Raw genomic sequence first — 25,385 nt, 5'->3', positions numbered from 1 at the left:
AAAGTCAGCAAAAACAAATCAAAAGCCCGGCGCGCACAATGCGGCCGGGCTTTTTGGCGTCTTCTATTCCGGTGATTTCAGGCAAGCAGAAGCGGCAGGATGAGACCCGCGAAAATCATCACACCGACGCGGTTGTTGGATTTGAACAGCACCAGGCATTGGTCGACGTCGTCGATATCGAGCACCCAGACCTGCCGGAACAGCATGATGGCCGCAGCGGCGAGGCCGCTATAGGCAATGATGTTAACGCCTGCCGTCCAGAACGACAGGAAAATCATGACAAGGGTTGTGCCATAAAGGAAAACCAGCCAGCGATGTGTGTTTTCTGCAAACAGCAAGGCAGTCGAACCGATGCCCACGGCCGTGTCATCTTCCTTGTCCTGATGGGCGTAGATTGTATCATAACCGATCGTCCAGGCGATCGCGCCGACATAAAGCAGGACAGGCGGCCAGGCGAGTGAAGCGAACTGCCCGGCCCAACCCATGAGCGCGCCCCAGGAAAAGGCCAGCCCGAGGAAAAATTGCGGCCAGTGGGTGAAGCGCTTGGCGAAAGGATAGATTGCCACGAAGACCAGCGAAGCTATGCCGGTAACGATCGCGAAGCCGTTGAACTGCAAAAGTACGACAAGGCCGGCGAGCGCCTGCAGTACGATGAAGAGCTTGGCCTGCCCGCGGCTCACCCTGCCCGATGGCAGCGGCCGCGACCGGGTCCGGGCCACGGCCATGTCGATCTTGTGGTCGGCAAGATCATTATAGGTGCAGCCCGCGCCGCGCATCGCCACCGATCCAATGAAAAACAGCACCAAGTGCCAGATCAGCGTTTCCCAGGAAAAGCCGCCCGTCGCCAATGCTGCATTGGCCGCAAGGGCTGCGGACCAGAAACACGGCCACATCAGCAATTGCCAGCCAATGGGACGATCCCACCGGGCCAATTGCGCATAGGGCCAGAGAGCCCTCGGCAAAATCCGATAGACCCAGTTGTTGGATGGCGCGTCGGAAACGCGGTCTGACAAATCGCTGTGGTGAACCATGGGATGGTTCTACAGCATTGGCAAAAAAATCGGAATGGATTTCAGCATCGGCCCCGCATGCGAAAAAGCCCCGCTGTGGCTTGGCAACGGGGCTTTGCAAGACCTTATTGTCCGCCCCTCAGGGCAGCGAGAAATTGAATTTGTAGCTGGCCTGAACACCGACGATGAACTGGTTCTTCGAACCGCGTTCGCGCACCAGCGAACTGTCGGCGGCGTCACCGGTCAGGCGGCGATATTCCGCAAACGAACCGACTTCGGCGTTTTCGGTGACCTTCCAGGTGATGGCTGCGCCAACGCCGGCCGAATGCAGGCCGCCCCCGGGGCTGTAGGGCGATGGCGCGCCGGCAGCCGTCTGGGCTGCGCTTACGCCGTAATAACGCTCATTATATTTGCTGCTCACCCATGTCGCACGCGGGCCGGCGGAAATCTGGATGCCGGGGGCGATGTCGGTGAAGGCATCGACGGCAACGTCGCCGACAACGCCGCTATGGCTGCGAATACCCTGACGGACTTCGCCGCGAACGCGCAGCCAGTCGGTCGGATAGGCCTCGGCGAAACCGCCAAGCTCGCCGCCGCGCTTGATGCGGGTCATGCCCTTAAGATCGGACGAGTCGCCCTCGTCGCGCGGGGACACCAGCTTTCCAGCAAGACCCATGCTGATCGGGCCATTGTCCAGAAGCGAAATCGAGGCGCTGTCGTTGCGCGAGGTGAAACGCGCACCCTGCCCCTGACGGCCGAGCGAAATGATCGGCGAGAAGCCGAATTCATTCTTGTTGTCGCCCTGATATTTCGGTGCGGTGAAACCCGCGCCGCCGAGCTTCAGATACCAGTCGCCGGAAAACCAGCCTTCAGCATGGGCATTACCCACGGCAAAAAGCGACACGACACAGGCGGCAATGGCCGCTGATGGCTTGAACATGAAACAACCCCAGAAACGCAATACAGACAGGTGCCCGTAGAATTAGAGGGATTGTCTTTCCATTCCATTAACCAGCGTGGCTTGAAATTCACCTCCTGCGGAGGGGGTGACAAGGTCTCAAAACCTCACCTCCGTCATGCTCGGGCCTGTCCCGAGCATCTGCGACCGAGGGACTTTACGCAACGTGGATAGATCCTCGGGACAAGCCCGAGGATGACGCCGAGATTGCGGAGACGTTTGTCAACACTCTCCTAAATTCGATCACTCGTCGCCCACACCGTCGTCAGAACGTCACCGTCTCCAGTGGTGCCCGGGTCTTTTCAAACTCCAGCAGCCTTGCCTCGTTCTGCGCGATGTAATCGCGATTATGCGGCACGGCATCGCGGTCCTTGGCAAGCTGGATCTGGAAAATATGGAAGTTTTCGTGGGTGAAGGCCATTTCCGAGCCCGCCAGATAAAATTCCCACATGCGGAAGAACCGTTCGTCGTAAAGCGCGACCGCCTCTGCCTTGCGCGCCACGAAACGTTCCCGCCAGTGCCGGAGCGTATGCGCATAATGCATCGGCAGGATTTCGATATCTTTTACCAAGAGCCCGGACTTCTGGATCGCCGGCAGAACCTCGGCGAGCGAGGGAATGTAACCACCGGGGAAAATATATTTTTCGATAAAGGGATTGGTCGCCAGCGCCGGGCTGGGCTGGCCGATGGAATGCAGCACCATCACACCCTTGTCATCAAGCACCTCCGCCACCTTGTCGAAATAATCGCGATAATGGGTCGGCCCGACATGTTCGAACATGCCGACGGAGACGATGCGATCGTATTTTTTCGAAGCCGGCAGGTAGCGGTAGTCCTGCAATTCGAAACGGACATTTGCCTCAAGGCCGCGTTTGGCGGCGCGGTCGCGGGAAACGCGCAGCTGTTCTTCGCTGAGCGTAATGCCGGTTACATCCGCACTGGCGCTTTCGGCAATATACATCGCCATGCCGCCCCAGCCGGAGCCGATTTCCAACACGCTCTGGCCCGGCTCGGTCATCAGCTTGGCGGCTATGTGCCGTTTTTTCGCGACCTGCGCTTCATAGAGACTGATGCCGGGCGGATTGAAATAGGCGCAGGAATATTGCCAGTCCTCGTCGAGGAAGAGATCGAACAGCTTGGCGCTCAGATCGTAATGATGGGCGACGTTGCTCTTGTTGTGGTTGACCGGCAGATGCATCTTGATGCGGGCGGCGATGATGCGCGCCATACCACGCCAGATCATGCCGAAGGAGAGCGCCTCGCTCAGCGTATTGCCTTTGACCAGCGCCAGAAAATCGTAAATGTCGCCTTCCGCGACCTTCGCCCGGCCTTCCATATACATTTCAGCGAGCTTGAGCGCCGGATCGGCGGCAATCTCCTGCATGGCCGCTTCGTCGGTGAAGTTCAGAACCACCTTTTTTCCCGTGCCATTGCCGAAAGTGCGGCTGCCGCCCGGGCTGTTGACGGTGAGATCACCGATCTTGATTATCTTTTCGAGAAGAACATGCAGAGACGACGCCATGGCACCCCCAATTGCTAAGTCTCACTTATCAATTTCGCTGACCGTATTCCTTTCAGCACAAGTTTCAAGATAGTCTTATTTCAAAAAAATTGAACGATTTCATCAAGCAAAAAGCCCCGCCGGACACCCCGGCGGGGCTTTTTGGTAAAAAAACATTTCAACCGGAGGTCAGCGTCGCTTCATGGCTTCGGCAAGGGCAGCGGCGAGAGCACCACCGGATTGCGACCCCTCGTTGCGCTCTTTCGGCTTTGCTGTGGCATGGCGCATGGCGCCCGCATTGTTCTTTTCACGCATCGGCTGCGGCGCGGCCTCGCCGCCATCCTTCCGCATGGTCAGCCCGATGCGCTTGCGCTTCACATCCACTTCCACGACTCGGACCTTAACGACATCACCCGCCTTGACGACCTCATGCGGGTCTTTCACGAAACGGTCGGCGAGCTGCGAGACATGCACCAGGCCATCCTGATGCACGCCGATATCCACGAAAGCACCGAAGGCGGCGACATTGGTGACGGTGCCTTCCAGAAGCATGCCGGGCTTCAGGTCGGTGATCTCGTCCACGCCATCGGCAAAGGTCGCGGTCTTGAAGCTCGGGCGCGGGTCGCGGCCGGGTTTTTCCAGTTCGGCAATGATGTCTTTGACGGTCGGCAGGCCGAACTGCTCGTCGATGAAGCGCTTGGGGTCAAGCGCCTTCAGCGCGGCACTGTCACCCATCAGCGAACGCAGATCACGGCCGCAGGCAGCAACGATCTTCTTTGCAACGCCATAGGCTTCCGGGTGCACCGAAGACGCATCCAGTGGTTCCTTGCCGTTCGGGATGCGCAGGAAGCCGGCGCATTGTTCGAAGGTGCGCTGGCCAAGGCGCGGCACTTTCAGCAAATCCTTACGGCTGGCGAAAGGACCGGTCTGATCGCGATGGGCAACGATGGCATCGGCAATCGAGCTGCCAAGGCCCGATACCCGTGCCAGAAGCGGCGACGACGCCGTGTTGAGATCGACACCCACGGCATTCACGGCATCTTCCACCACAGCATCGAGCGAGCGGCTGAGGCGGCCCTGATCGACATCGTGCTGGTACTGACCGACGCCGATGGATTTCGGCTCGATCTTCACCAGTTCCGCCAGCGGATCCTGAAGACGCCGGGCGATGGAGACGGCACCGCGTAGCGAAACGTCGAGATTGGGGAATTCGGCGGCCGCCCGTTCCGAAGCGGAATAGACAGACGCGCCGGCTTCCGAGACGATGACCTTGGTAGGCTTGGCGCCCGAAGCGGAAGCGGGCAGCTGTGCCAGAAGGTCAGCAACCAGCTTTTCCGTCTCGCGGCTACCCGTGCCGTTGCCGATGGCGATCAGCTCGACATTGTGTTTGCGGATGAGCAAGGCAAGTTCGGCCTGCGCGCCGCGCACGTCGTTCTTTGGCTGGAAGGGGTAAACCGTGCTGGTATCCAGCAGCTTGCCGGTGCCATCGACCACGGCCACCTTGACGCCGGTGCGGATGCCGGGATCGAGGCCCATGGTGGCGCGGGAGCCGGCGGGAGCGGCCAACAGCAGATCTTTCAGGTTACGGGCGAAGACATTGATCGCCTCTTCTTCCGCCCTCTCGCGCAACTCGCGCATCAGATCGAGCGACAGCGACATGGAAAGCTTCACGCGCCAGGTCCAGCCCGCCACGTCCATCAGCCATTGATCGGCAGGTCCGGCATTGCGGATATCGAAAGCGGCAGCAATGGTGCGCTGCGACGGCTTCACCGGCGAGGGATCATCCGCATCGACATCGATCGTCAGTGTGAGAATTTCCTCGTTCCAGCCGCGCAGCATGGCGAGCGCCCGGTGGCCCGGCACCGTTGCCCAGCGTTCGGAATGGTCGAAATAATCGGAGAACTTCTCGCCCGCCGCCTGCTTGCCATCCACGACCTTGGCGCGGAAGGTGGCGTTCTGGCGCATGTAATCACGCAGGCGGCCGAGAAGATCGGCGTTTTCCGTCATGGTTTCGGCAACGATATCGCGCGCGCCCTCAAGTGCGGCCTTCACATCGGCCACATCGCCCTGCACATAGGCTTCCGCCAGCTTCGCCGGATCGGCCGCACGGTTTTCCCAGATGGCTTCGGCGAGTGGACCGAGGCCACGTTCGCGGGCGATTTCGGCACGGGTGCGGCGCTTCGGCTTATAGGGCAGGTAGAGGTCTTCCAGCTCCGCCTTGGTGCCCGCCTGCATGATCTTTACCATCAGCTCATCGGTCATCTTGCCCTGACCGGTGATGGACTCCACGATGGAGCCGCGGCGTGCATTCAATTCGCGCAGATAGACTAGGCGTTCCGCGAGTGTACGCAGTTGGGTGTCATCGAGGCCTCCGGTCACTTCCTTGCGGTAACGGGCGATGAAGGGAACGGTCGCGCCCTCGTCCAGCAAGGCTACCGCCGCCTTCACCTGATCGGGGCGGGCGTTGATTTCGGAGGCGATGAGCGTGGCGAGGCGGGCATTATCTGCGGTCATGAGGTTCTCTGATGTCACATCTGGAGCGGCGAACATAATGTCTGATTGTGGCGTGACAACAAGAGGCGGCAACGATTCCACAGGAAAGGCTGAGTTCAAGGGAAAGACAGGCATTGACGGCGCTTTCTCCTTGACCTTTCGCCCCCCTGCCCTTAACGCCCGTGCCACAAGGTTACTGGCGAATTTGCAGGGGTGTTGACCATGAAAGTTCTGTTGATCGGTTCCGGCGGACGCGAACATGCGCTGGCGTGGAAAATCGCCCAATCTCCCCTGCTCGATGCGCTTTATGCCGCCCCCGGTAATCCCGGCATTGCCGACCACGCAACGCTGGTAACGCTGAACGTGGAAGACCACGCGGCCGTCATCGCCTTTGCGAAGGAAAAAGCAATCGACTTCGTCGTCGTCGGCCCGGAAGCACCGCTGGTGGCGGGTCTTGCGGATGATCTACGCGCCGCCGGCATCGCTACTTTCGGCCCCTCGAAAGCCGCCGCCCAGCTGGAGGGATCCAAGGGCTTCACCAAGGATCTCTGCGCGCGCTACGATATTCCGACCGGCGCTTACCAGCGTTTCAAGACCGCTGAACCGGCCAAGGACTATGTTCGTCAACAGGGCGCACCCATCGTCATTAAGGCCGACGGACTTGCCGCTGGCAAGGGCGTAACGGTTGCCATGAGCGAGGCGGAAGCGCTTGCCGCGATTGACGACTGTTTCGACGGCGCTTTCGGCGCGGCTGGCGCCGAGGTTGTGGTGGAAGCTTTCCTCGACGGTGAGGAAGCGAGCTTCTTCTGCCTGTCCGACGGCAAGACCGCGTTGGCGCTCGCCACCGCGCAGGATCACAAGCGCGTCGGCGATGGCGATACCGGTCCGAATACCGGCGGCATGGGCGCTTATTCCCCCGCCCCTGTCATGACACCTGATATGGTGGAGCGCACCATGAAGGAGATCATCGAGCCGACGATCTCGGGCATGGCCAAGGATGGCAATCCCTTCTCCGGCGTGTTCTTCGCCGGGTTGATGATTACCGCCAAGGGTCCGGAACTGATCGAATATAACGTCCGTTTCGGCGACCCCGAATGCCAGGTGCTGATGATGCGCCTGAAAAGCGATCTGCTGCCGATCCTCTATGCCACCGCCACCGGCACGCTGGACAAGGTTGAGGCCGAATGGCACGACGATGCGGCGCTGACCGTCGTCCTCGCCTCGAAGGGCTATCCCGGCGCTTACGACAAGAACACGCCGATCACCCATATTCCCGAGGCCAGCGAAGAGGCGAAGGTGTTCCATGCCGGAACCGCGCTGAAGGATGGCGGGCTGGTGGCCACGGGTGGACGCGTACTGAACGTCACCGCCCTTGGAAAGACCGTGACGGAAGCGCAGGCACGCGCTTATGCGTTGGCCGACAAGGTGGAGTGGGAAAACGGCTTCTGCCGCCGCGATATCGGCTGGCAGGCCGTCGCCCGCGAAAAGGCCTGATCCTGAAGGCAAACGGGATTGGACGCGAATATTTCGTTCAATTTTTACCAAGTTTACTGACCCGATGGAAACGAAACATCGGTAATACTTGCCGGAACATTGAATGGCGCACTGTGTCTCGACCACGAGGCCGCGCCGTCATTTCGGGGGTTTTTCGATGCGTCGTCTTTTTCTGACAGCTGTTATCGCGCTGACCGGCGGGTCGGCGATGGCGTCTTCCATCGAATATATAAACGGCGTGCATGTGGCCAATGGCAGCTTCATTCGTCGCGATTGCGCGGGCTGCAAACCCATGAAGGCAAAAGCCGTGGCGCAAGGTTATGCCGTTCCCTCCATTGAGCCGGGCACGCAGCACACGGAAATGCGCGAAGTCGACGGCAAGCGCACCCTGGTGCGCACCGAAGCCTGGCTTGGCGGCGCGCCCGTCACCTTCGTCAGCACCAATCCGGCATGGATGGCGGAAACCTCCAGCACGGCGATTGCGACCTATGACGAGGCCGAGCCCGCGGCACATCCGGTTGAGACGGTTTCGACACCGGCCGGTATCGACGTGACGACGACCACGGCAGCCGTCAAGGAACTTTCCACCGCAAATGCAGCCGAGCCGGCCAGCGCCTCGGTAATCGGCGCGCCCCAGTTCCCGGATTTCAAATTGCGCGGCAACTGACCGGCCGATGACGCTTGATTATGACGAATGTCAAGTAATCGCGTCATCGCTGCATTCCCAAAACGACGCCGCAACCATGCGGAGAATGTTGCTTTCTCCGCCGCTTATTCTGCGCACGAAGCCTCATAAAGCCTTCGCTAATTAAATATTTATTCAAATTTTTAGCCGCTAAGTGATTTTATAGTGCGATGCAGCACAGGATGAGGCCACGGCGCGGATACGCGCTTTCGGCCCTTTTTATCGCGCATCATGCGCCTCTCCCCTCTCCGAAACATCGGTACCGCGCGGCATTTTCAGGCGCGCGATTCCAAACGCTTGTGAGCGCCCATGAAGAACCTTTCCATTTCCCGTCAACTGATCGTTCTCGTGTTGGCCCTGATGGCCGCCTTCGCCGTGGCGACGTTTTACCAGCTGAAATCCGCCACCGATGCTATCTATGAGGAACGCTACGGCATGCTGCGGACGCAGGTGCAATCGGCCATTTCCATCCTGCAATCCTTCCACGACAAGGAAACGGCCGGAACACTTTCGCGCGACGAAGCCATGAAACAGGCTTACGCCACCGTCAGCGCCATGCGCTTCACGCCGGACGGCTATCTGTTCGGTTACGACTATGACGTGACGATGAAGTTCCACCCCGATGCCAAGCGCGTCGGCGAAAACTACAAGGGCAAACCCGACAGCAAGGGTTTCGCCTATCGTGACGAACTGGTGCGGCTTGGCCGCAATGGCGGCGGCCAGACGGATTTTTACGGTCCGAAGCCCGGCATGGAAGGCAATGACTACGCCAAGAGCGCCTATGCGCTTGCCTTCGACCCCTGGCAGGTAGTGGTCGTGACAGGCGTTTACATCGACGACCTGAACGCACAAGTGCGCGGCGATGTGATGAAGGCGCTGTCCATGGGCGTCGCCATATTCGTGCTGGCGCTTGCCGCCGCCTTCTATGTCATCCGTGGCATTTCGAAGCCGCTTGGCGATATTCACCGGGCGCTCGGGGAAGTGGCCAATGAAAACGTCTCGCTCGCCATTCCCCATACCGGCCTGACAAACGAAGTAGGCATGATGGCCAAGGCCACCGCCTCGCTTCAGGACAAGGTGCGCGAGCGCCACGCCATGCAGCGGCGTGAGGAAGAGCAGCAGCGGCAGCTCAATGCCGAGCGCCAAAACAATCTCGACATGCAGCGCGACGAGGCGGAACTGCAGGCGCGCGTCGTCACCACCATTGGCGAGGCGCTGGAGAAGCTCGCCGGCGGCGATCTGACCGTACGTTGCGGCGATCTCGGCAACCGTTACGCGGCGTTGCGCGACAATTTCAACGAGGCCCTGATCCATCTCGATGCCGCCATGGCCAAAGTGAACTCCAAGAGCATCGACATCGGCGGCTCCAAGGAGGAAATCCGCAAGGCCTCTAACGAGCTTTCGCAGCGTACCGAACGGCAGGCAGCCAATCTGGAAGAAACGTCCGCGGCGCTCGACGAACTGACGGTTGCGGTGCGCCAGACGGCGGAAGGGGCGGCCGACGCCGCAAAACGCGTCACCACCGTCAGCTCCGAAGCGATCCGCAGCGACCGGGTCGTGGAAGAGGCCATCACCGCGATGAGCGGTATCGAACAGTCATCCGATCAGATCTCAAACATCATCGGCGTGATCGACGACATCGCTTTCCAGACCAATCTTCTGGCGCTGAATGCCGGTGTGGAAGCGGCACGCGCCGGTGAGGCCGGCAAGGGTTTTGCCGTGGTGGCGCAGGAAGTGCGCGAACTGGCGCAAAAATCCGCCGCCGCCGCCAAGGAGATCAAGGACCAGATCGCCCGCTCTTCCGCCCAGGTGGAAAACGGCGTGCGCCTTGTTGGCGAGGCCGGCGACGCGCTGAAACGTATCTCCGACCAGATCAAATCCGCAAACGAGATAGTCAGCAAGATCGCCCATTCGGCCGCCGAACAGGATACGACGCTGCGCTCGATCTCCTCGTCGCTCAACCAGCTCGATGTCGCCACCCAGCACAATGCAGCGATGGCGGAAGAAACCACGGCTTCGGCGGAAGCGCTGGCCGTCGACACCGAGGAACTGTTGAACCTCATCCGCGGCTTCCGCGTCTCTTCCGGCCACCAGTTGCATGGGATGGCAGAGCGGATGCGCATGGCGGGGTGATTGGCCCGAGAGCTATCGATAAAAACGGCGCCGGGGGGAACTCCGGCGCTCTTTATTTCAATGGGTCAGCGCATCCAGCCGGTCGATATCGGCCGGGGAAAAGACCGCAATACCGGCTTTTTCGAGCAGCGCCGCCGTCACGCCATTGCCCGCGTGTTTGACGCCCGAAAACGAACCGTCGTAGATCGCAACCGATCCGCAGGACGGACTGCCGTCGATCAGCAGCGCGTGGGTGCAGCCATTGGCCCTGGCGAAGGCCAGCGCCCTTTCCGCACCGGCGATAAATTGCGCCGTGACATCGCCGCCGGTCACTTCCAGCACGCGGGCGCGACCCTCCAGCACATCGAGACCGGAGGCCCCCTTCTCGATTTCCGCCGGCGGGCGCGGCACGGGCATGCCGCCCGCCATTTCCGGACAGATGGTCACCAGCCTGCCCTCCTTCCGCCAGCGCTCGATTGTCGGGTGGGACAGAGGTTTGCCCTTGCCGTCATAGCGGACGGGTTGGCCGAGGAGGCAGGCGCTGATGAGGATTTTGGGAGGCGTGTGGGTCAATGGGAACTCATCCTGCGGCAGTCGAGACCGTGGATTACCCCCCTCTGCCCTGCCGGGCATCTCCCCCTCAAGGGGGGAGATCGGCGAGAGGCATGCTCCCCGCTCTTCCCGAAACGTTCAATGTGGCTAAGAGGTCGCGACTGGTCGATCTCCCCCCTTGAGGGGGAGATGTCCGGCAGGACAGAGGGGGGTGAAACCCAGCATTCTGCAATGCCCGTTTACCCCCATGTTCTCACCCGGTAATCTTCGAGAAATCCGCAACCGTACCAGTGGCCTCGCGGATAGCCTTCAGCAGCGCCAGACGGTTAGCGCGGATGGCCGCATCTTCGTCGTTGACGAGCACATCCTCGAAAAACTTGTCGACGGGCGCACGCAGCGTCGAAAGCGCCTGCATGGCCGAGCGAAAATCCTCGCCTTCGACGGCCTTTGCAGCGTCGGCAGAGGCGGTCTTGATCGCCGCGTAGAGCGCCTTTTCGGCGTCGAGCTTCAGGAGCTCTTCCGAGACCCCATCGGCCACCACGGTACCCTTCTTTTCCTCGGCGGCAAGAAGCTGCGTGGCGCGCTTTGCACCGGCCAGTAGGTTCCGGCCATCTTCGCCGGTGATGAAGGCGGTCAGCGCCTCGACACGGCGGGCGATCATCAGGAGATCATCGGATTCGGGCGTCAGGACGGCGTCGATCAGATCGTAACGGGCGCCGAGGTCGCGCAGATAGACCTTGAGACGGTCGTGGAAGAAGGAGAGGAGATCCGGGTCCTTCGCAACGCTCAGCAGCGGTAGGCGCACGTTCTTCTCAAGCAGAATACGCACCACGCCCAGCGCCGCACGGCGCAGGGCGAAGGGGTCCTTCGAACCGGTCGGCTTTTCATCGATGGCCCAGAAACCGACGAGCGTGTCGAGCTTGTCGGCCAGAGCCACCGTGATCGCCACCTTGTCGGCTGGCAGGCGGTCGGAGGGACCCTGCGGCTTGTAGTGGTCTTCAATCGCAGCAGCCACGCTTTCGTTTTCGCCCTGCAGCGTCGCATATTTGCGGCCCATCAGACCCTGGAGCTCTGGGAATTCGCCAACAGCTTCGGTCCGCAGATCGGCTTTCGCCAGCACCACGGCGCGGTCCACCAGATCGGCATCGGCACCCACGACTGGAGCCAGCGCCTTGGCCAGTTCGCGAATGCGAGCCACACGCTCGCCCTGCGTGCCGAGTTTAGCGTGGAAAGTGACGTTGAGCGCATCGAGCTTTGCCATGCGCTGGTCGAGCGGCTTTTTGAGATCGAGGTCGAATTTCGCAGCCGAATCCTTGAGCGTTTCCAGATCGGGCAGATCGCCCTGGTCACGGTTCCAGAAATGGCGGGCATCCGACAGGCGGGCGCGAACGACCTTGCCATTGCCATGGATGATTTCCTTGCCGCCGTCGCTCGCCTCGATGTTCGAGATCAGAATGAAGCGGTTGGAAAGCCCCTCTTCCGCACCCTGATTGCGGGTGACGAAACACTTCTGGTTGGTCTTGATGGTGAGGCGAATGATTTCCGCCGGGATTTGCAGGTAATCCTCTTCGAAGGTGCCCATCAGCACCTGCGGCCATTCGACGAGGCCGGAGACTTCTTCCAGAAGGCCTTCGTCTTCCACCAGTTCAAGGCCGTTGGCAAATGCCAGATCCTTGGCATCGTGCAGGATGATATCCTTGCGGCGCTCGGCATCCAGCACGACCTTCGCCTTTTCGAGGCTCGAGACATAGTCCTCGAAACGGCGCACGGTGATGGGACCCGGTGCGTGGAACCGATGGCCATAGGTGACGTTGCCGGCGACGATGCCGTCGATGACGAAGGGAATGACCTGCGTTTCGTCATGTTCGGGGCCGAACAGGCAGACGATGGATTGCAGCGGACGCACCCAGCGCAGGCTTTCCGAGCCCTTGCCTTCGATGCCACCGTAGCTGGAACCCTTGGGCATCGAGGCCGGGCCGGAGCGCATGGATTTCGGCCAGGGGAAGGAGCGGATGATACCGGGCATAACCTCGGCGATGATCTCTTCCGCCGGCCGGCCGGGCTTGTTGATGATGGCGACATAGAAATCGCCCTTCTTCGGATCGGAAACGACCTGAGCCTGCGAAATATCATTGAGGCCAGCGCCGCGCAGAAAGCCTTCGATGGCTTTTTCATTGGCGTCGGTGCGCGGTCCCTTCTTTTCCTCGCGCACATCGGCGGAGCGGGCGTTGAGGCCGCGAATATCCAGCGTCAGGCGGCGCGGCGTCCAATATTCGCGCGCACCCTCATAGGTCAGCCCTCTCTCCACAAGCGCATCGGTGACGAGTTTCTTCAGATCGCCCGCCGCCTTGCGCTGCATGCGGGCGGGGATTTCCTCGGAGCGAAGTTCAAGCAGAAGATCGGGCATGGGATAAGGACTTTAATCTGTTGCAAAAGAGTGTCGCGGACTTAGCAAGACCAGCGGCAAAAGTCATCAGCTATCGGTTAAATTACCGTCGGTGGACGTCACCAGCCGCCGCCACCACCGCCGCCGCCGCCGGAGCCAGAAAAACCGCCGCCGCCACCGCCCGAAAAGCTGGAGCCGGAAGAGCTGACGGGCTGGGGAATGGTGGAGGCGATGGTATTGGCCATGGAGGTCGAAAAGCCGCCGATCCTGTCGCCAAAACTGCCGTAATTGCTGCCCGCATACCAGCCGGGCGCATAACTTGCAGCCGCGGCCCCGGCAGCGGCGGTCGCAAGCCAGGCCTCGAAGGTGCGGCTCCACGGTTTTTCGACGCCGAGCGCCACCGCATAGGGCAGCAATGTCTCGAAATGCTGCGGCGACATGGCGGGCGCGCCGGCCATGTTCATCCGGTCTTTTTCCGCCAGCGTCAGATAGGTTCTGAGACCTTCGATACCGTCCATCAGCTTGCGGCCGAGCGGCGTCGGCGCGCCCATCAGGAACAGGAACAGCGCATTGGTGAGCACGATGCCGCCGATGGCGGCCAGCGCCAGCGACTTGGTGTCATGGGTGACATCCAGCAGGATTTGCGTGGCGATGCCGCCAATGGCTGAAAAGGCCACGAAACCGGCAAAGGCCAGCATGACGATGCCGCCGATCCGCTTGCGCAGCGGGGCGCCGCGCGAGAACTGCCGGCCGATGCCGATCGACAGGATGCTGAAGAAGAAGGCGAAAAAGCCGAAGACCAGCACGGCGGCAATGGCGCTTTCATCCAGATCGCCGAAGATCAACGTCGCGACGATGAGGGCGATGCTGAGGAAGATGCCGAAGACGGTGTAACCGGCATTGCTGCGGTAATATTTGCCGCGATGCTCTTTCTCTATCGCCGCGCGGAACTGCTTGCCGACCTTTTCGACTTCCGTTCCATGCGCCTTGTCGATGGTCAGCGCCTTCCCAGAACCGCCGATGGAGGCAAGCAGCGTTTTCTGCCCGCTCGGCAGATCGGCAGCGGTTGCCTTTTCCGTGCGGCGAATGACGATGGCGTTCTTCAAATCCTCCAGAACGACATAACCCTTCACCGCAAGATCAAGGGCCGAGGCAGAGAGCGCCGTCCAGCCGGCACCTGAGAAACCCCTGTTATCGACGTAATTGACCAGAGCCGGCGAAAGCCCCTCCGGCGCATCCCAGCGCGGCACGACTACGCCCTTGGCCGGATCACGGCCGACCGCGAACCATGCTCGCAGATAATAGAGCAGCACTGCGAAAAGCCCGCCGCCCGAAAGCAGGATGGCAAGATTGTCACGTAGCCACCAACCTGCCTCCTGGGAGGAGTCGGGGGCGGCAATGGCGCCCTTCGGCAACTTCACGGCAACTGTCATGCCCTCGCCCACTGAAAACGGGCGGGTGGAGGCGAAAAACACCTCGTTGCCTTCGCTCAAAATGCGAGCATCCTTGCCTTTGGCACCGAGTGGACCGGTGAAAACGGCAGTGTCGGTGGCCTTCACACCCTGCGGCAGCGTGATGGTGGCGGAAATTTCGCCCATCGGGAATTGCCAGCCATTGCCGGTAACATTCCAGGTGAGTTCGTCATAGTCGCTGAAATAGCGGATCTGCCGGGCGGTGGTGTAGGTGATCTGGAAGATATGTTCGCCGGTCGGCAGAAAACGCTCGGCGCTGCCGGTATAGATGCGGATGCCGCCATCGATATTCTCTGTGCGCCAGTTCTCCGGGGAACCATCGCGCTCCACCGAAACGACGTTGAAATCCACCTTGGTCCGGCGGTTATTCGCATCCATCGCGTAAAGCGGGAAATCGCGGAAGATGCCGCGCTTGATGTTTCGTCCTTCGGCACGGGCGGTGATGGTTTCCGTCACCGTCAGTTCGCCACTCTTCGCAACCTCGACGACGGAATGATAGGAGCGGATGAATTCCTCCGCAAAGGCCGGGAAGGCCGCGCCCAGGAAGACGAACAGCGCGAGAAGTCTTGCGGCGATAGTCTTCACGAGCGATCCCTCCTCAATGGCTCAGCGCTGCGGCTCGGCAGCGCTTTCCTTTTCGCTATAGTCAACGCCGAGCGAAGCGAGCGCTTTCCAGTAACCGGGATAGGTCTTGCCGACGCAGGCCGGATTCTGGATGGCAATGCCGCCGATCTTCAGCGCCGCCAGCGCAAAGCTCATGGCGATGCGGTGATCGGCGAAGGTATCGATGGAGGCATCGACCGTCTGCCCGGCGAGTGCCGGATCGGAATGCACGATCAGGTCGTCGCCTTCCTCATGCGCCAGACCATCACGGATTTCGTTGAGGCCGAGCGAAACGGCGCGGATACGGTCACATTCCTTGACGCGCAGATTGGCGATGCCGACGAAACGCACCGGTGTCTCATTGAAGGCGGCGAGAACCGCGATGGTGGGAATGGCATCCTGCATCTGCGACCCGTCGATTTCGGCGGGCAGATGCGGAAACTTCGCCATGACCTCATAGGCCTTGGCATCCGGCTGGGTGAATTTGTCGGCGGGCGTGCCGATATCGATTGTGCCGCCGGTCAGAAGTTCCGCACCCCAGAGATAGGTGGCGGCGGAGGCATCCGGCTCAATGTGGAAATCGGTCGCCGTGTAACCGGTCGGATGCACGCGCCAGATGGCGTTGCTCACCCGCTCCACCTTCGCGCCGAAGGCTTCCATGGCCGATGTGGTGAGATCGATATAGCCCTTCGCGCCGATTTCCTCGCCCTTGAGGATGATATCGACAGGCTTGTCGCCGCAGGCGGCCGCCATCAGAAGCGCCGACACATATTGGCTGGAAAGATTGGCGTCGATGGTGACGCTGCCCTTCGGGAACCCAGTACCCTTGCCGCAGACGGTGACGGGCGGGCAACCGGTCGGCGCTTCCGCTTCGACACCGAGGGAGCGCAGGGCTTCCACCAGCGGCATGATCGGGCGTTTGCGCATGTGCTCGTCGCCATCGATGATGACGGCGCCGTCCACAAGCGCGGCAGCGGCAGTTAGGAAGCGCGTTGCGGTGCCGGCATTTCCAAGGAAAAGCGGCTTTTCCGGCTGCTGAAGTACACCCGTGCCTTCCACCACGAAGGTAGTGGCGTCAGGTTCGGTCACCTTGACACCCATCTCGCGCAGGGCTTCGGCCATATAAAGCGTATCGTCGCTTTTCAGCGCGCCGGTCAGGTGGCTTTTGCCCTTGGCAAGACCAGCCAGGAGAAGCGCGCGGTTGGTGATGGATTTGGAGCCGGGCGGCTCGACCTTACCGGAAAGCGGGTGGCCGGGCGGGGCGATGGTCAGTTCGATCATGATTGTCGTCTTGTCAAAGAATGCGGCGAAGAGCCGGATTATCGGAATTTGAACGGGTGGTCTTAAGCCGCCGGAAGAACAGTGAGCTTAGAATTTCACCGTCGGCACGGCGCGGTCGGCCGGGTTTTCGATCTCGAAATAAGGCGCCTTCGCAAAACCGAACTGGCCGGCGACCAGATTGGAGGGGAAGCTTTCCACCTTGACGTTCAGATCGCGCGCGGCGCCATTGTAATAACGGCGCGACATCTGGATTTCGCTTTCGATGGTTTCCAGCGACCGCTGCAATTCCAGAAAGTTCGTATTGGCCTTCAGATCGGGATAGGCTTCGGCGAGCGCAAAGAGTTTGCCGAGCGCCTGCGACAGCAGGCCTTCCGCCTGGGCGCGGCCTTCGACATCACCGGCCGGCACGGCCTGCGCCCGGTTGCGCATGGCAATCACCTCCTCGAAGGTGCTCTTTTCGTGCGCCGCGTAACCCTTCACGGTCTCGATGAGATTGGGAATGAGATCGGCGCGGCGCTTCAACTGCACGTCAATGCCCGACCACGCCTCTTCCTTCATCTGCCGCGCCTTAACGAGGCCGTTATAGATGAAGACGACATAAAGCGCGATTGCCGCGATGATTGCCAGCGTGATGAACATTCCCGACCCCTCCTCAAGAGGCGCGGACACCATGGTGGCGTCCGCACGTTAGACTGTTGCCCCGCCTTACATAGACGTTCAGGCGGCCCTGTTCCAGTTCACCCCGCCCGCATCCGTCAGCAGGAAGGCTTCGCCGCAGGCTTTCGCCAGCGTGCGCACGCGCAGGATATAGCTCTGGCGTTCCGTGACCGAAATTACGCCGCGCGCATCCAGAAGGTTGAAAACATGGCTGGCCTTGATGCACTGGTCATAGGCCGGGAACACGCATTTGTGCAGGCGCTGATTATCGTTATCACCCGGCGCACCGGCGGCGAGAAGCGCCTGGCATTCCTTTTCGGCGTCGATGAAATGGCGATGCAGCATGGCGGTATCGGCAAATTCGAAGTTGTGGCGGGAATATTCCTGCTCGGCTTGCAGGAAGACGTCGCCATAGGAAATCTTCTCTTCGCCCTCGCGACCGTTGAAGTTCAGGTCATAGACATTGTCGACGCCCTGAACATACATGGCCAGACGCTCCAGACCATAGGTCAGTTCACCGGCGACAGGCGAGCATTCGATGCCGCAGACCTGCTGGAAGTAGGTGAATTGCGAGACTTCCATGCCGTCACACCAGCATTCCCAGCCGAGACCCCAGGCGCCGAGCGTCGGGCTTTCCCAGTCGTCTTCGACGAAGCGCACGTCATGCAACAGCGGATCGAGACCGATGGCCTTCAGCGAACCGAGATAGAGTTCCTGAAGGTTGGACGGGTTGGGCTTCAGAATGACCTGATACTGGTAATAATGCTGCAAACGGTTGGGGTTTTCACCATAACGACCATCGGAAGGGCGGCGCGACGGCTGCACATAAGCGGCCTTCCACGGCTTCGGGCCAAGCGCACGAAGCGTCGTCGCCGGATGAAACGTACCCGCGCCCACTTCCATATCGTAAGGCTGCAACACCGCGCAGCCCTTGTCGGCCCAGTAATTGTGCAGCGTCAGGATCAGTGCCTGAAAGGAACGCTTGGGGTTCATATGGTCGGGAATATCGGTCATTTCAGTCATCGCGGCGTTAGGAGGATAAGTAAGCAGTGACTTACTTCGGATGCGGACAGGTGCCACGGCATGGCGTGGGGGTCAAGGATTTATGCGTGAAGACACCGGCTTACGTCTCATCCTCACGCTTCACGCGGTATTCACCGGTTTCGGGGTCCTTGATCAGCGTGCCGATGGCGCCGGTTTCGCGTTCCTTTTCGCGCTGCTTGGATTTCGCCGACAGCTTTTCCGCATCGCGAACGAAGCGGCGGTAAAGGATGACGGATCCCACCACCAGAAGAAGAATTGTAATGAGCTGCGCCATAAGGCCCTATTCCCGCGACATCATAGACCGAAACGCGACCACAATGCCTTTTCTTCGGCAACCTCCGCAAGACCCGAGACGGCGCCTACCGCGAGCCTTTCGGCGTTGAGGCCGAGTGCCGCATTCACGCCAGGCACTTTTTTGCCGAACAGCGAACGCCCGCCGCTGACGAGTTGAAGCTTGACCTTTGTCCCGTAACGGCGGCGCAGAACTTCCCGCATGTCGCCAAGCCCGTCGATCAGGCCGAGGTCCAGGCCGCGCATGCCGGTCCAGAACAGGCCGGAGAAGATCGTCTCGTCGCCCTTCAGCTTCGAGCCGCGGCGCATCTTGACCATATCGATGAAAACATTGTGGATTTCGACCTGCAACGACTTCAGGTAGTCGATATCGCCTTCCTTTTCCGGCTGAAAGGGATCGAGGATGACCTTGTTCTCGCCCGCCGTATAGACACGGCGCTCCACGCCGATCTTCTTCAGCATTTCCGGAAAACCGAAACCGCCGGAAACGACGCCGATCGAACCGACGATGGAAGTGGGATCGGCGATGATCTCATCGCCGGCAAGCGCGATCATGTAACCGCCGGAGGCTGCAACATCCTCCACGAAGATCAGGACTTTCTTTTCCTTTTCCTCGGCGAGCTGGCGGATGCGGTTATAGATCATCCGCGCCTGCACCGGCGAACCGCCGGGCGAATTGAGCGAAATGGCGATAGCCGGCGCATCCTTGACGGCGAAGGCCTTTTCCAGAAGCGGCGCATAGGACGCGAGATTGAGGGCGGGGCGGAACTGGTTGCCGCCGGCCATGATTGCGCCCTGCATACGCACAACCGGGATGACGAGCTCTTTTTTACGAAAGCGTTTCGGCACCAGATACTTCAGAAAACCCACTACTCAATCCTCGCAGCATTTATCCGTTCGTCAGGGATGTATGTATCGCCCCGGAAAACACAATGGTTTGCGGCCGGCGGAACGGCGATATTTATGACGCGGTCCGGATTGCCCTTACATTACGCGAATAGGCGGCGCGGCCATTGTTCAGGTCATCGACGAAGGGAGTGAAGGCATGGCTGCCGGTCTCATGCATGACGAGCGGCGCGCGGAAGGACAGCCGCGCTCGCGAACCCTTGATGGCGGTGACGAGCATGCGCACCGCGTCCTCGCCAGGGCGCGGGTGGATGAGGGTGATTTCGAGGCCGCCGAAACGGCTGCCGCAGGCGGCGATAATCTCCGCCACCGATTGCGGCCTTGAAATCAGGGAAAGCTGCCCGCCCGGCACCATGATCGCGCCCGCCGTCCGGATCCAGTCTTCGAACAGGCCATCGGTCATAGCGTGCGCTTCGGCTTTCAGGGCGTCCGGCGTGCGACGGTCGCCCGCATCATTATAGGGCGGGTTCATGATGACGTGATGGAAATGATCGTCGGGCAATCCGGCCGCGACACGCGCTTTCGCACGCAGCGTCACATCCGTCTCGCACACATTCACCCGCGCGGAAAACGCGGCATTCTCGGGCAATTCGAGGCTGCGGCGAGCAAATTGAACCATTTCCGGCGAGCGTTCATAGAGCGTCACCTGCGCCTTTTCGAGCCGCGCCGCAACCGCCATGCCGGCCGCACCCGCACCCGCGCCGAGATCGGCGATCCGGCAGGCGCGGTCATCCGCCACCAGCGAGGCCAGAAGCATGGCATCCATACCCGCCCTGTGCCCCCTGCCCTTCGGCTGGACGATGTGAAAGCGACCCCGGTGAAAGGCGTCGATGGTTTCGGAAATGCCGTCGCTCACCGCCGTTCACGCCTCTTCGTTGCGCAGCTCGTCGCCGAGCCCGGCATCGATGAGAATGCGGCGGGCCTGATCGGCCCGATCTTCCTCCACCAGAAACCTGCGCGGCAAAAGACCGAGCGATCCCTCCAGAATGCTCATCGCCTGATCGGCGATGAGGCAATGGATGCCGGCATCCCTCATCAGGCTTTCAGCGAAGGAGAGCAGCACGGCGTCGTTGGTTCGGATCAGTTCACGCATGGATAGACCTTAAATTCCCATCTTTTTGAATGGCTAGCGGCAATTCGCCCCTTGCCGCGCAAGGCGTCAGTTTTTATTGTCGACTTCAAATTCGAACTGGAGTCCTGTCCCTTGGGCGTCGTCATACCGCTTGAAGAAAGCAAAAACAAACTCGCATCCGTCAAGCCGCTTGTCGATCTGACCCGTCCTGACATGGAACGGGTGAACCAGCTTATCCTTTCCAAGGCCGGTTCCGATGTCCAGATGATACCCGAGGTAGCCAACCACCTCATCTCGTCAGGCGGCAAGCGCCTGCGGCCAATGCTGACGCTCGCCTCGGCCTCGATGTTCGGTTACGAGGGCGATCATCACATCAAGCTCGCCACCAGCGTGGAGTTCATGCACACGGCGACGCTGCTGCATGACGATGTGGTGGATGAAAGCGATCTGCGCCGCGGCAAATCCACCGCCCGCACCATCTGGGGCAACCAGGCGAGCGTTCTCGTCGGCGACTTCCTGCTCGGTCAGGCGTTCCGCATGATGGTGGATGTCGGTTCACTGGATGCGCTCGACGTGCTGTCCACAGCCGCTTCGGTGATTGCCGAAGGCGAAGTGTTGCAGCTTTCGGTCGCCAAGAACATGGAAACCACCGAAGACGATTATCTGCAGGTGATTCGCGCCAAAACGGCCGCCCTTTTTGCGGCGGCGGCGGAAGTCGGCCCCATCGTCGCCAAGACCGACAAGGCGACCCGCAGCGCGCTGAAATCCTACGGCATGAATCTCGGCCTCGCCTTCCAGCTGGTCGACGATGTCCTTGACTACGGCGGAAAGTCCGCCGATCTCGGCAAAAATACCGGTGACGATTTCCGCGAAGGCAAGATCACCCTGCCGGTCATCCTCTCCTATCGTCGCGGCACGCAGGATGAGCGCGCTTTCTGGCGCACGGCCATCGAAAAGGGCGAAAGCAGCGACGCGAACCTCGAAAAGGCGCTTGGCCTGATCACCAAATATAACGGTCTTGGCGACACGATCGGCCGCGCCACGCATTACGGCACCATTGCCCGCGACGCGCTGGCGCCCCTGCCGCAGAGCCCCTGGAAAGATGCGCTTCTGGAAGTGATCGACTTCTGCATCGAGCGTCTGAACTGACGCCGCAGGCCGGACGAATGGCGGATGGAAAAGACCGTCCGCCCAATGTTCCAGGCCAGCTTCTTCGCAAGGCGTGATTGTGGCCGGGGCCATAATTTCTTGCGGGGCTGCTTCAAAAAAGCCATTCTATCGTGACCAACAATGGAAACTGATTTTTCCGTGCTTCTGCACAAAGGCAAAGGTTCCCTCATGCGGCGTAAACCAGCACTCCGTCTTCTCTGCAGCGCGGCTCTTGCCGCTGCTCTCGCAATCGGCGCGGGTGCAAGCCCCGGCTTTGCGGAGACGAAGGCGACACCGGAAAACAAGGCTGTTACGTTCGATCCGGCCAAGGTGAACACCTTCTCCGGCGCCTTCCTCGCCGGGCGCAATGCCGATGTCGATCAAGATTATCCCACCGCGATTTCGCTTTATAAAAAGGCGCTGGAATTCGATCCAGCCAATACGGAAATCCGCCAGCGGCTGATGATCGCCGAACTTCTGAGCGGCAATTTCGAGGCTGGCGCGAAGATCGCCGATTCGATGAAGGACGATACCTCGGTGGAGCGCGTGACGACCATCGTGCGCGGTCTCGACGCCATCAAGGACAAGGAATTCGCCAAGGCCGAGAAAATTCTGAAATATAACGGTCCGAACGATCTCGACCGCATGGTCAATACGCTTTTGACAGCATGGGCGCGCGCCGGTTCCGGCAAGCCGAAGGAAGCGCTGGCGCTGGTCAATAATATGAAGGGCCCGGGCTGGATTTCGATCTTCCAGAAATATAATGCGGCGGCCATCGCCCTTGTTTCCGGCAACAATGAAGCGGCCCGCAAAAGCCTCAACGAAGCGGTGACGGACCGCGAAGGCGGGGCAACCGCCTCCGATACCTATATGCGCGCGGTGATGGCGCTTGCCCGGCTGGAGGCTTCCGCCGGCAACAAGCAGAAGGCGCTGGATGCGATTGCGGTCGGGGACACTTTCGCGCCGAATTACGCGCCGCTGAAGGCGCTTCGCCAGTCCATCGAAAACGGTGAGAAGCCGGAACAGCAGATCACCAATGCCGTGGAGGGCGCCGCCAGCGTCATGTTCTCCATCGCCGGCGCGCTGAACCGCGAAGGCGCCGAAGAGATCGTGACGCTTTATCTGCAGACGTCGCGCGCGCTCGATCCGAAAAGCCCGGATACGCTCATCCTTCTCGGCGGCCTTTCAGAAGCGCTGAAACAGCCTGACCGCGCCATTGCCTTCTATCGCGAGGTGCCGAAGGATTCGCCGATGTATCGCATCTCCGAGCTGCAGCTCGGACTGACGCTCGCGCAGACGGGCAAGGTGGACGAGGCGCGCAAGCATCTCAAATCGCTGCTCGAATCCGACCCGAAGGACATCCGTTCCTATCTCGCCTATGGCAGCGTGCTTTCCGACGCCAAGGACTACAAGGCGATGGCCGAGAACTACGACAAGGCCATCGAGGTCATCGGTTCCGTGCCGCAGAAATCCGACTGGTCCATCTTCTTCCAGCGCGGCATCGCCTATGAGCGGCTGAAGGAATGGGACAAGGCAGAACCGAATTTCAAGCGGGCGCTGGAACTGAACCCGGAACAGCCGCAGGTTCTGAACTATCTGGGTTATTCCTGGGTGGACAAGGGCATCAATCTCGATGAAGGCATGAAGATGATCAGCCGTGCCGTCGAGCTTCGGCCGAATGACGGCTATATTGTCGATTCTCTCGGCTGGGCGCATTATCGCCTTGGCGATTTCGATGAAGCCGTGACCGAGCTGGAACGGGCGATCGAACTGAAAGCTGGCGATCCCACCATCAACGACCATCTGGGCGACGCCTACTGGCGAGTCGGCCGCAAGATCGAGGCGGTCTATCAGTGGAACCGCGCATTGATCGGCGACAGCGACGACGTGGACAAGGCCAAGGTGAAGGAAAAGATCGCCAACGGCCTGCCGCCTGTCGAAAAGGATGCCGAAAATACCGCCAAAAAGGAAGTCACGCCACAGCCGCCGGCTCCTCCGGCACCGGCACCGGCTGCCACTCCGGACAAGAAATCCTGACGCCGCATGCGCGGGCATGAGGTTTCCGGGGCCGCTGAGACCATCGAGGCGGCCCCGGCCAAGATCAATCTGGCGCTGCATGTGACCGGCCAGCGAGCGGATGGGTATCACCTGCTCGAAACGCTGGTGACCTTTACCGAAGCCGGCGACACTATCCGTATTCGCAACGCCGATGCCGACAGTTTCTCCATCTCCGGCCCCTTCGGCGATCTTTTGCGTGCGGGCGATGGCGGCGATAACCTCGTCACCCGCGCCAGGGACCTGTTGCGCGATGCGCTCGCATCGACAGGTCAACCGGCACCCCCGGTCGCCATTCATCTTGAAAAGAACCTGCCGGTGGCTTCCGGCATAGGCGGCGGCTCGGCGGATGCGGCGGCGACACTGCGGGGGCTTTTGCGGCACTGGCGTGCCGCTATCGCACCGGATACGCTTGCACCCATGGCATTGACGCTCGGCGCGGATGTGCCGATGTGCCTTGAGAGCCGATCCCTGATCGCTCGCGGCATCGGCGAGGACATTGAACCGCTCACCGATCTGCCGGAACTCTCCATGGTTCTGGCCAATCCCATGAAGGCTGTCTCGACACCGGAGATTTTCCGGCGATTGCAGAACAAGACCAATCCGCCGCTGCCCGACCCTGCGACGATTGGCTGGATGGATTTTCTTGCCCAAAGCCGTAACGATCTTCAGCCGCCGGCACAGGCGTTGCTGCCGGAAATCGCGGAGATAACCGGGCTGCTGTCTGAAGAAGGGGCGGCCCTTGTTCGCATGTCCGGTTCCGGGGCAACCTGTTTCGGGATTTTTCATTCCTTCGATGCCGCCAAAAACGCGGAAACATCGCTTCGGAAAAAACGTCCCGGCTGGTATTTTCACGCAACGCGGACCATTTGAGGGCCGGATATTTCGAGGATAAGGCCATGGCAGGCGATAGACCCTTCATTCCCCTTGGCATTGCGGTTCTGACTGTTTCGGACAGCCGCACGCTGGAGAACGACAAGTCCGGCGATACGCTCGTCGCAAGGCTGGAAGAAGCGGGCCACAGGCTCGCGGCCCGCGCCATCGTGCCTGACGATAAGGCGGCGATCGCAGACACGGTGCGCGAATGGACTTTGTCTGAGGGCGTGGACGTGGTCATCACGACCGGCGGCACCGGCTTTACCGGCCGCGACGTGACGCCCGAGGCACTGGAGCCACTGTTCGAAAAACGCATGGACGGGTTTTCCGCACTTTTCCATCGCATTTCCTATGAGAAGATCGGCACCGCCACCATCCAGTCACGCGCGACCGGTGGCGTGGCCAATGCCACCTTCATCTTCGTGCTGCCCGGCTCGCCGGGGGCTTGCAAGGATGCGTGGGACGGTATTCTCAAGGCACAGCTCGATTATCGTCATCTGCCGTGTAACTTCGTGGAAATCATGCCGAGGTTGGATGAGCATTTGAAGCGTGGGGCTGGCGGCGTTTAGAGCAGGATTTCGTGGGTTGGACCAAGGTGCGTGTGGCTCATCCCCCTCTGCCCTGCCGGGCATCTCCCCCCCAAAGGGGGGAGATCGATCTGCGGCGATGTCTCGTCCATCTTGAAGCTTGAGAATGAAGCGACAAGAGAGCCTCTTGCCGATCTCCCCCCTTGAGGGGGAGATGCCCGGCAGGGCAGAGGGGGGTAAAGCCCCACGCACATCCGGTTC

General features: G+C 60.6%; 21 protein-coding genes. 7 read left to right on the top strand and 14 right to left on the bottom strand.

The window, feature by feature from the left end; translation table 11 throughout:
* Positions 1–77: 77 nt before the first annotated feature.
* The 4 genes from ubiA to PL597_RS04515 form a co-directional block, all read right to left on the bottom strand.
* Complete coding sequence (gene ubiA / locus PL597_RS04530; RefSeq protein ID WP_271364665.1) at positions 78–1,031, bottom strand: 4-hydroxybenzoate octaprenyltransferase; 954 nt, start codon at positions 1,029–1,031, stop codon at positions 78–80.
* Positions 1,032–1,149: 118 nt separating this feature from the next.
* Positions 1,150–1,950: a MipA/OmpV family protein gene (locus PL597_RS04525; RefSeq protein WP_269826037.1), complete on the bottom strand. Its 801-nt coding sequence runs from the start codon at positions 1,948–1,950 to the stop codon at positions 1,150–1,152.
* A 283-nt stretch (positions 1,951–2,233) separates the two neighbouring features.
* Positions 2,234–3,490, bottom strand: a complete 1,257-nt coding sequence (locus PL597_RS04520; RefSeq protein WP_271364664.1) for an SAM-dependent methyltransferase — start codon at positions 3,488–3,490, stop codon at positions 2,234–2,236.
* Between the two features lie 168 nt (positions 3,491–3,658).
* The gene (locus tag PL597_RS04515; RefSeq protein WP_271364663.1) at positions 3,659–5,983 is read right to left on the bottom strand and encodes a Tex family protein; all 2,325 of its coding nucleotides are present in this window, start codon (positions 5,981–5,983) and stop codon (positions 3,659–3,661) included.
* 201 nt (positions 5,984–6,184) lie between these two features.
* Here PL597_RS04515 and purD point away from each other — a divergent pair, with 201 nt between their 5' ends.
* The 3 genes from purD (at position 6,185) to PL597_RS04500 (ending at position 10,274) form a co-directional block, all read left to right on the top strand.
* Entirely contained in the window at positions 6,185–7,456 is a 1,272-nt protein-coding gene (gene purD, locus PL597_RS04510) for a phosphoribosylamine--glycine ligase (RefSeq protein ID WP_271364662.1), read from the top strand.
* 157 nt (positions 7,457–7,613) lie between these two features.
* Positions 7,614–8,123 carry a plant virulence effector HPE1-like domain-containing protein gene (locus PL597_RS04505; protein ID WP_077983346.1) on the top strand — a complete coding sequence of 170 codons (510 nt, stop codon included), beginning with the start codon at positions 7,614–7,616 and terminating at the stop codon, positions 8,121–8,123.
* Positions 8,124–8,450: 327 nt separating this feature from the next.
* On the top strand, positions 8,451–10,274 hold the full coding sequence (locus tag PL597_RS04500; protein ID WP_271364661.1) for a methyl-accepting chemotaxis protein: 1,824 nt from the start codon (positions 8,451–8,453) through the stop codon (positions 10,272–10,274).
* A gap of 57 nt (positions 10,275–10,331) precedes the next feature.
* On the opposite strand, the gene PL597_RS04495 is transcribed toward PL597_RS04500, so the two are convergent.
* The 10 genes from PL597_RS04495 to PL597_RS04450 all read right to left on the bottom strand — a co-directional run bounded on the left by PL597_RS04495 (position 10,332) and on the right by PL597_RS04450 (position 20,538).
* A complete protein-coding gene (locus PL597_RS04495) occupies positions 10,332–10,826 on the bottom strand; it encodes a DUF523 domain-containing protein (RefSeq protein ID WP_271364660.1) in 495 nt (164 codons plus the stop codon).
* A gap of 232 nt (positions 10,827–11,058) precedes the next feature.
* Positions 11,059–13,212 carry a glycine--tRNA ligase subunit beta gene (gene glyS / locus PL597_RS04490; RefSeq protein WP_271364659.1) on the bottom strand — a complete coding sequence of 718 codons (2,154 nt, stop codon included), beginning with the start codon at positions 13,210–13,212 and terminating at the stop codon, positions 11,059–11,061.
* A gap of 98 nt (positions 13,213–13,310) precedes the next feature.
* Positions 13,311–15,248, bottom strand: a complete 1,938-nt coding sequence (locus PL597_RS04485; RefSeq protein ID WP_271364658.1) for a DUF2207 domain-containing protein — start codon at positions 15,246–15,248, stop codon at positions 13,311–13,313.
* Positions 15,249–15,269: 21 nt separating this feature from the next.
* Positions 15,270–16,547, bottom strand: a complete 1,278-nt coding sequence (locus tag PL597_RS04480; protein ID WP_271364657.1) for a 3-phosphoshikimate 1-carboxyvinyltransferase — start codon at positions 16,545–16,547, stop codon at positions 15,270–15,272.
* An 87-nt stretch (positions 16,548–16,634) separates the two neighbouring features.
* A complete protein-coding gene (locus tag PL597_RS04475; RefSeq protein WP_020813610.1) occupies positions 16,635–17,186 on the bottom strand; it encodes a LemA family protein in 552 nt (183 codons plus the stop codon).
* 78 nt (positions 17,187–17,264) lie between these two features.
* Positions 17,265–18,197, bottom strand: coding sequence for a glycine--tRNA ligase subunit alpha (locus tag PL597_RS04470; protein WP_077767818.1), 933 nt, complete (start codon positions 18,195–18,197; stop codon positions 17,265–17,267).
* Positions 18,198–18,327: 130 nt separating this feature from the next.
* The gene (locus PL597_RS04465; protein WP_020813606.1) at positions 18,328–18,522 is read right to left on the bottom strand and encodes an NfeD family protein; all 195 of its coding nucleotides are present in this window, start codon (positions 18,520–18,522) and stop codon (positions 18,328–18,330) included.
* A gap of 20 nt (positions 18,523–18,542) precedes the next feature.
* Positions 18,543–19,409, bottom strand: a complete 867-nt coding sequence (locus PL597_RS04460; RefSeq protein WP_271364656.1) for a S49 family peptidase — start codon at positions 19,407–19,409, stop codon at positions 18,543–18,545.
* Between the two features lie 91 nt (positions 19,410–19,500).
* Entirely contained in the window at positions 19,501–20,301 is an 801-nt protein-coding gene (locus PL597_RS04455) for a tRNA1(Val) (adenine(37)-N6)-methyltransferase (protein WP_271364655.1), read from the bottom strand.
* 6 nt (positions 20,302–20,307) lie between these two features.
* The gene (locus tag PL597_RS04450) at positions 20,308–20,538 is read right to left on the bottom strand and encodes a putative signal transducing protein (RefSeq protein WP_020813603.1); all 231 of its coding nucleotides are present in this window, start codon (positions 20,536–20,538) and stop codon (positions 20,308–20,310) included.
* Positions 20,539–20,649: 111 nt separating this feature from the next.
* Between PL597_RS04450 and PL597_RS04445 the strand changes: the two genes are divergently transcribed.
* The 4 genes from PL597_RS04445 to moaB all read left to right on the top strand — a co-directional run bounded on the left by PL597_RS04445 (position 20,650) and on the right by moaB (position 25,166).
* A complete protein-coding gene (locus PL597_RS04445; RefSeq protein WP_077983421.1) occupies positions 20,650–21,666 on the top strand; it encodes a polyprenyl synthetase family protein in 1,017 nt (338 codons plus the stop codon).
* Between the two features lie 141 nt (positions 21,667–21,807).
* Positions 21,808–23,703: a tetratricopeptide repeat protein gene (locus tag PL597_RS04440; RefSeq protein ID WP_165691227.1), complete on the top strand. Its 1,896-nt coding sequence runs from the start codon at positions 21,808–21,810 to the stop codon at positions 23,701–23,703.
* Positions 23,704–23,709: 6 nt separating this feature from the next.
* Positions 23,710–24,594 carry a 4-(cytidine 5'-diphospho)-2-C-methyl-D-erythritol kinase gene (locus tag PL597_RS04435; protein ID WP_271364654.1) on the top strand — a complete coding sequence of 295 codons (885 nt, stop codon included), beginning with the start codon at positions 23,710–23,712 and terminating at the stop codon, positions 24,592–24,594.
* A gap of 26 nt (positions 24,595–24,620) precedes the next feature.
* Positions 24,621–25,166: a molybdenum cofactor biosynthesis protein B gene (moaB, locus tag PL597_RS04430; protein WP_162520469.1), complete on the top strand. Its 546-nt coding sequence runs from the start codon at positions 24,621–24,623 to the stop codon at positions 25,164–25,166.
* Positions 25,167–25,385: the final 219 nt, after the last annotated feature.

Source organism: Agrobacterium sp. ST15.13.013, from assembly GCF_027956525.1.
Taxonomy (GTDB): Bacteria; Pseudomonadota; Alphaproteobacteria; order Rhizobiales; family Rhizobiaceae; genus Agrobacterium; species Agrobacterium salinitolerans.
Note: the sequence above shows the minus strand (reverse complement) of the source record. Positions and strands in the feature narration are given on the sequence as shown.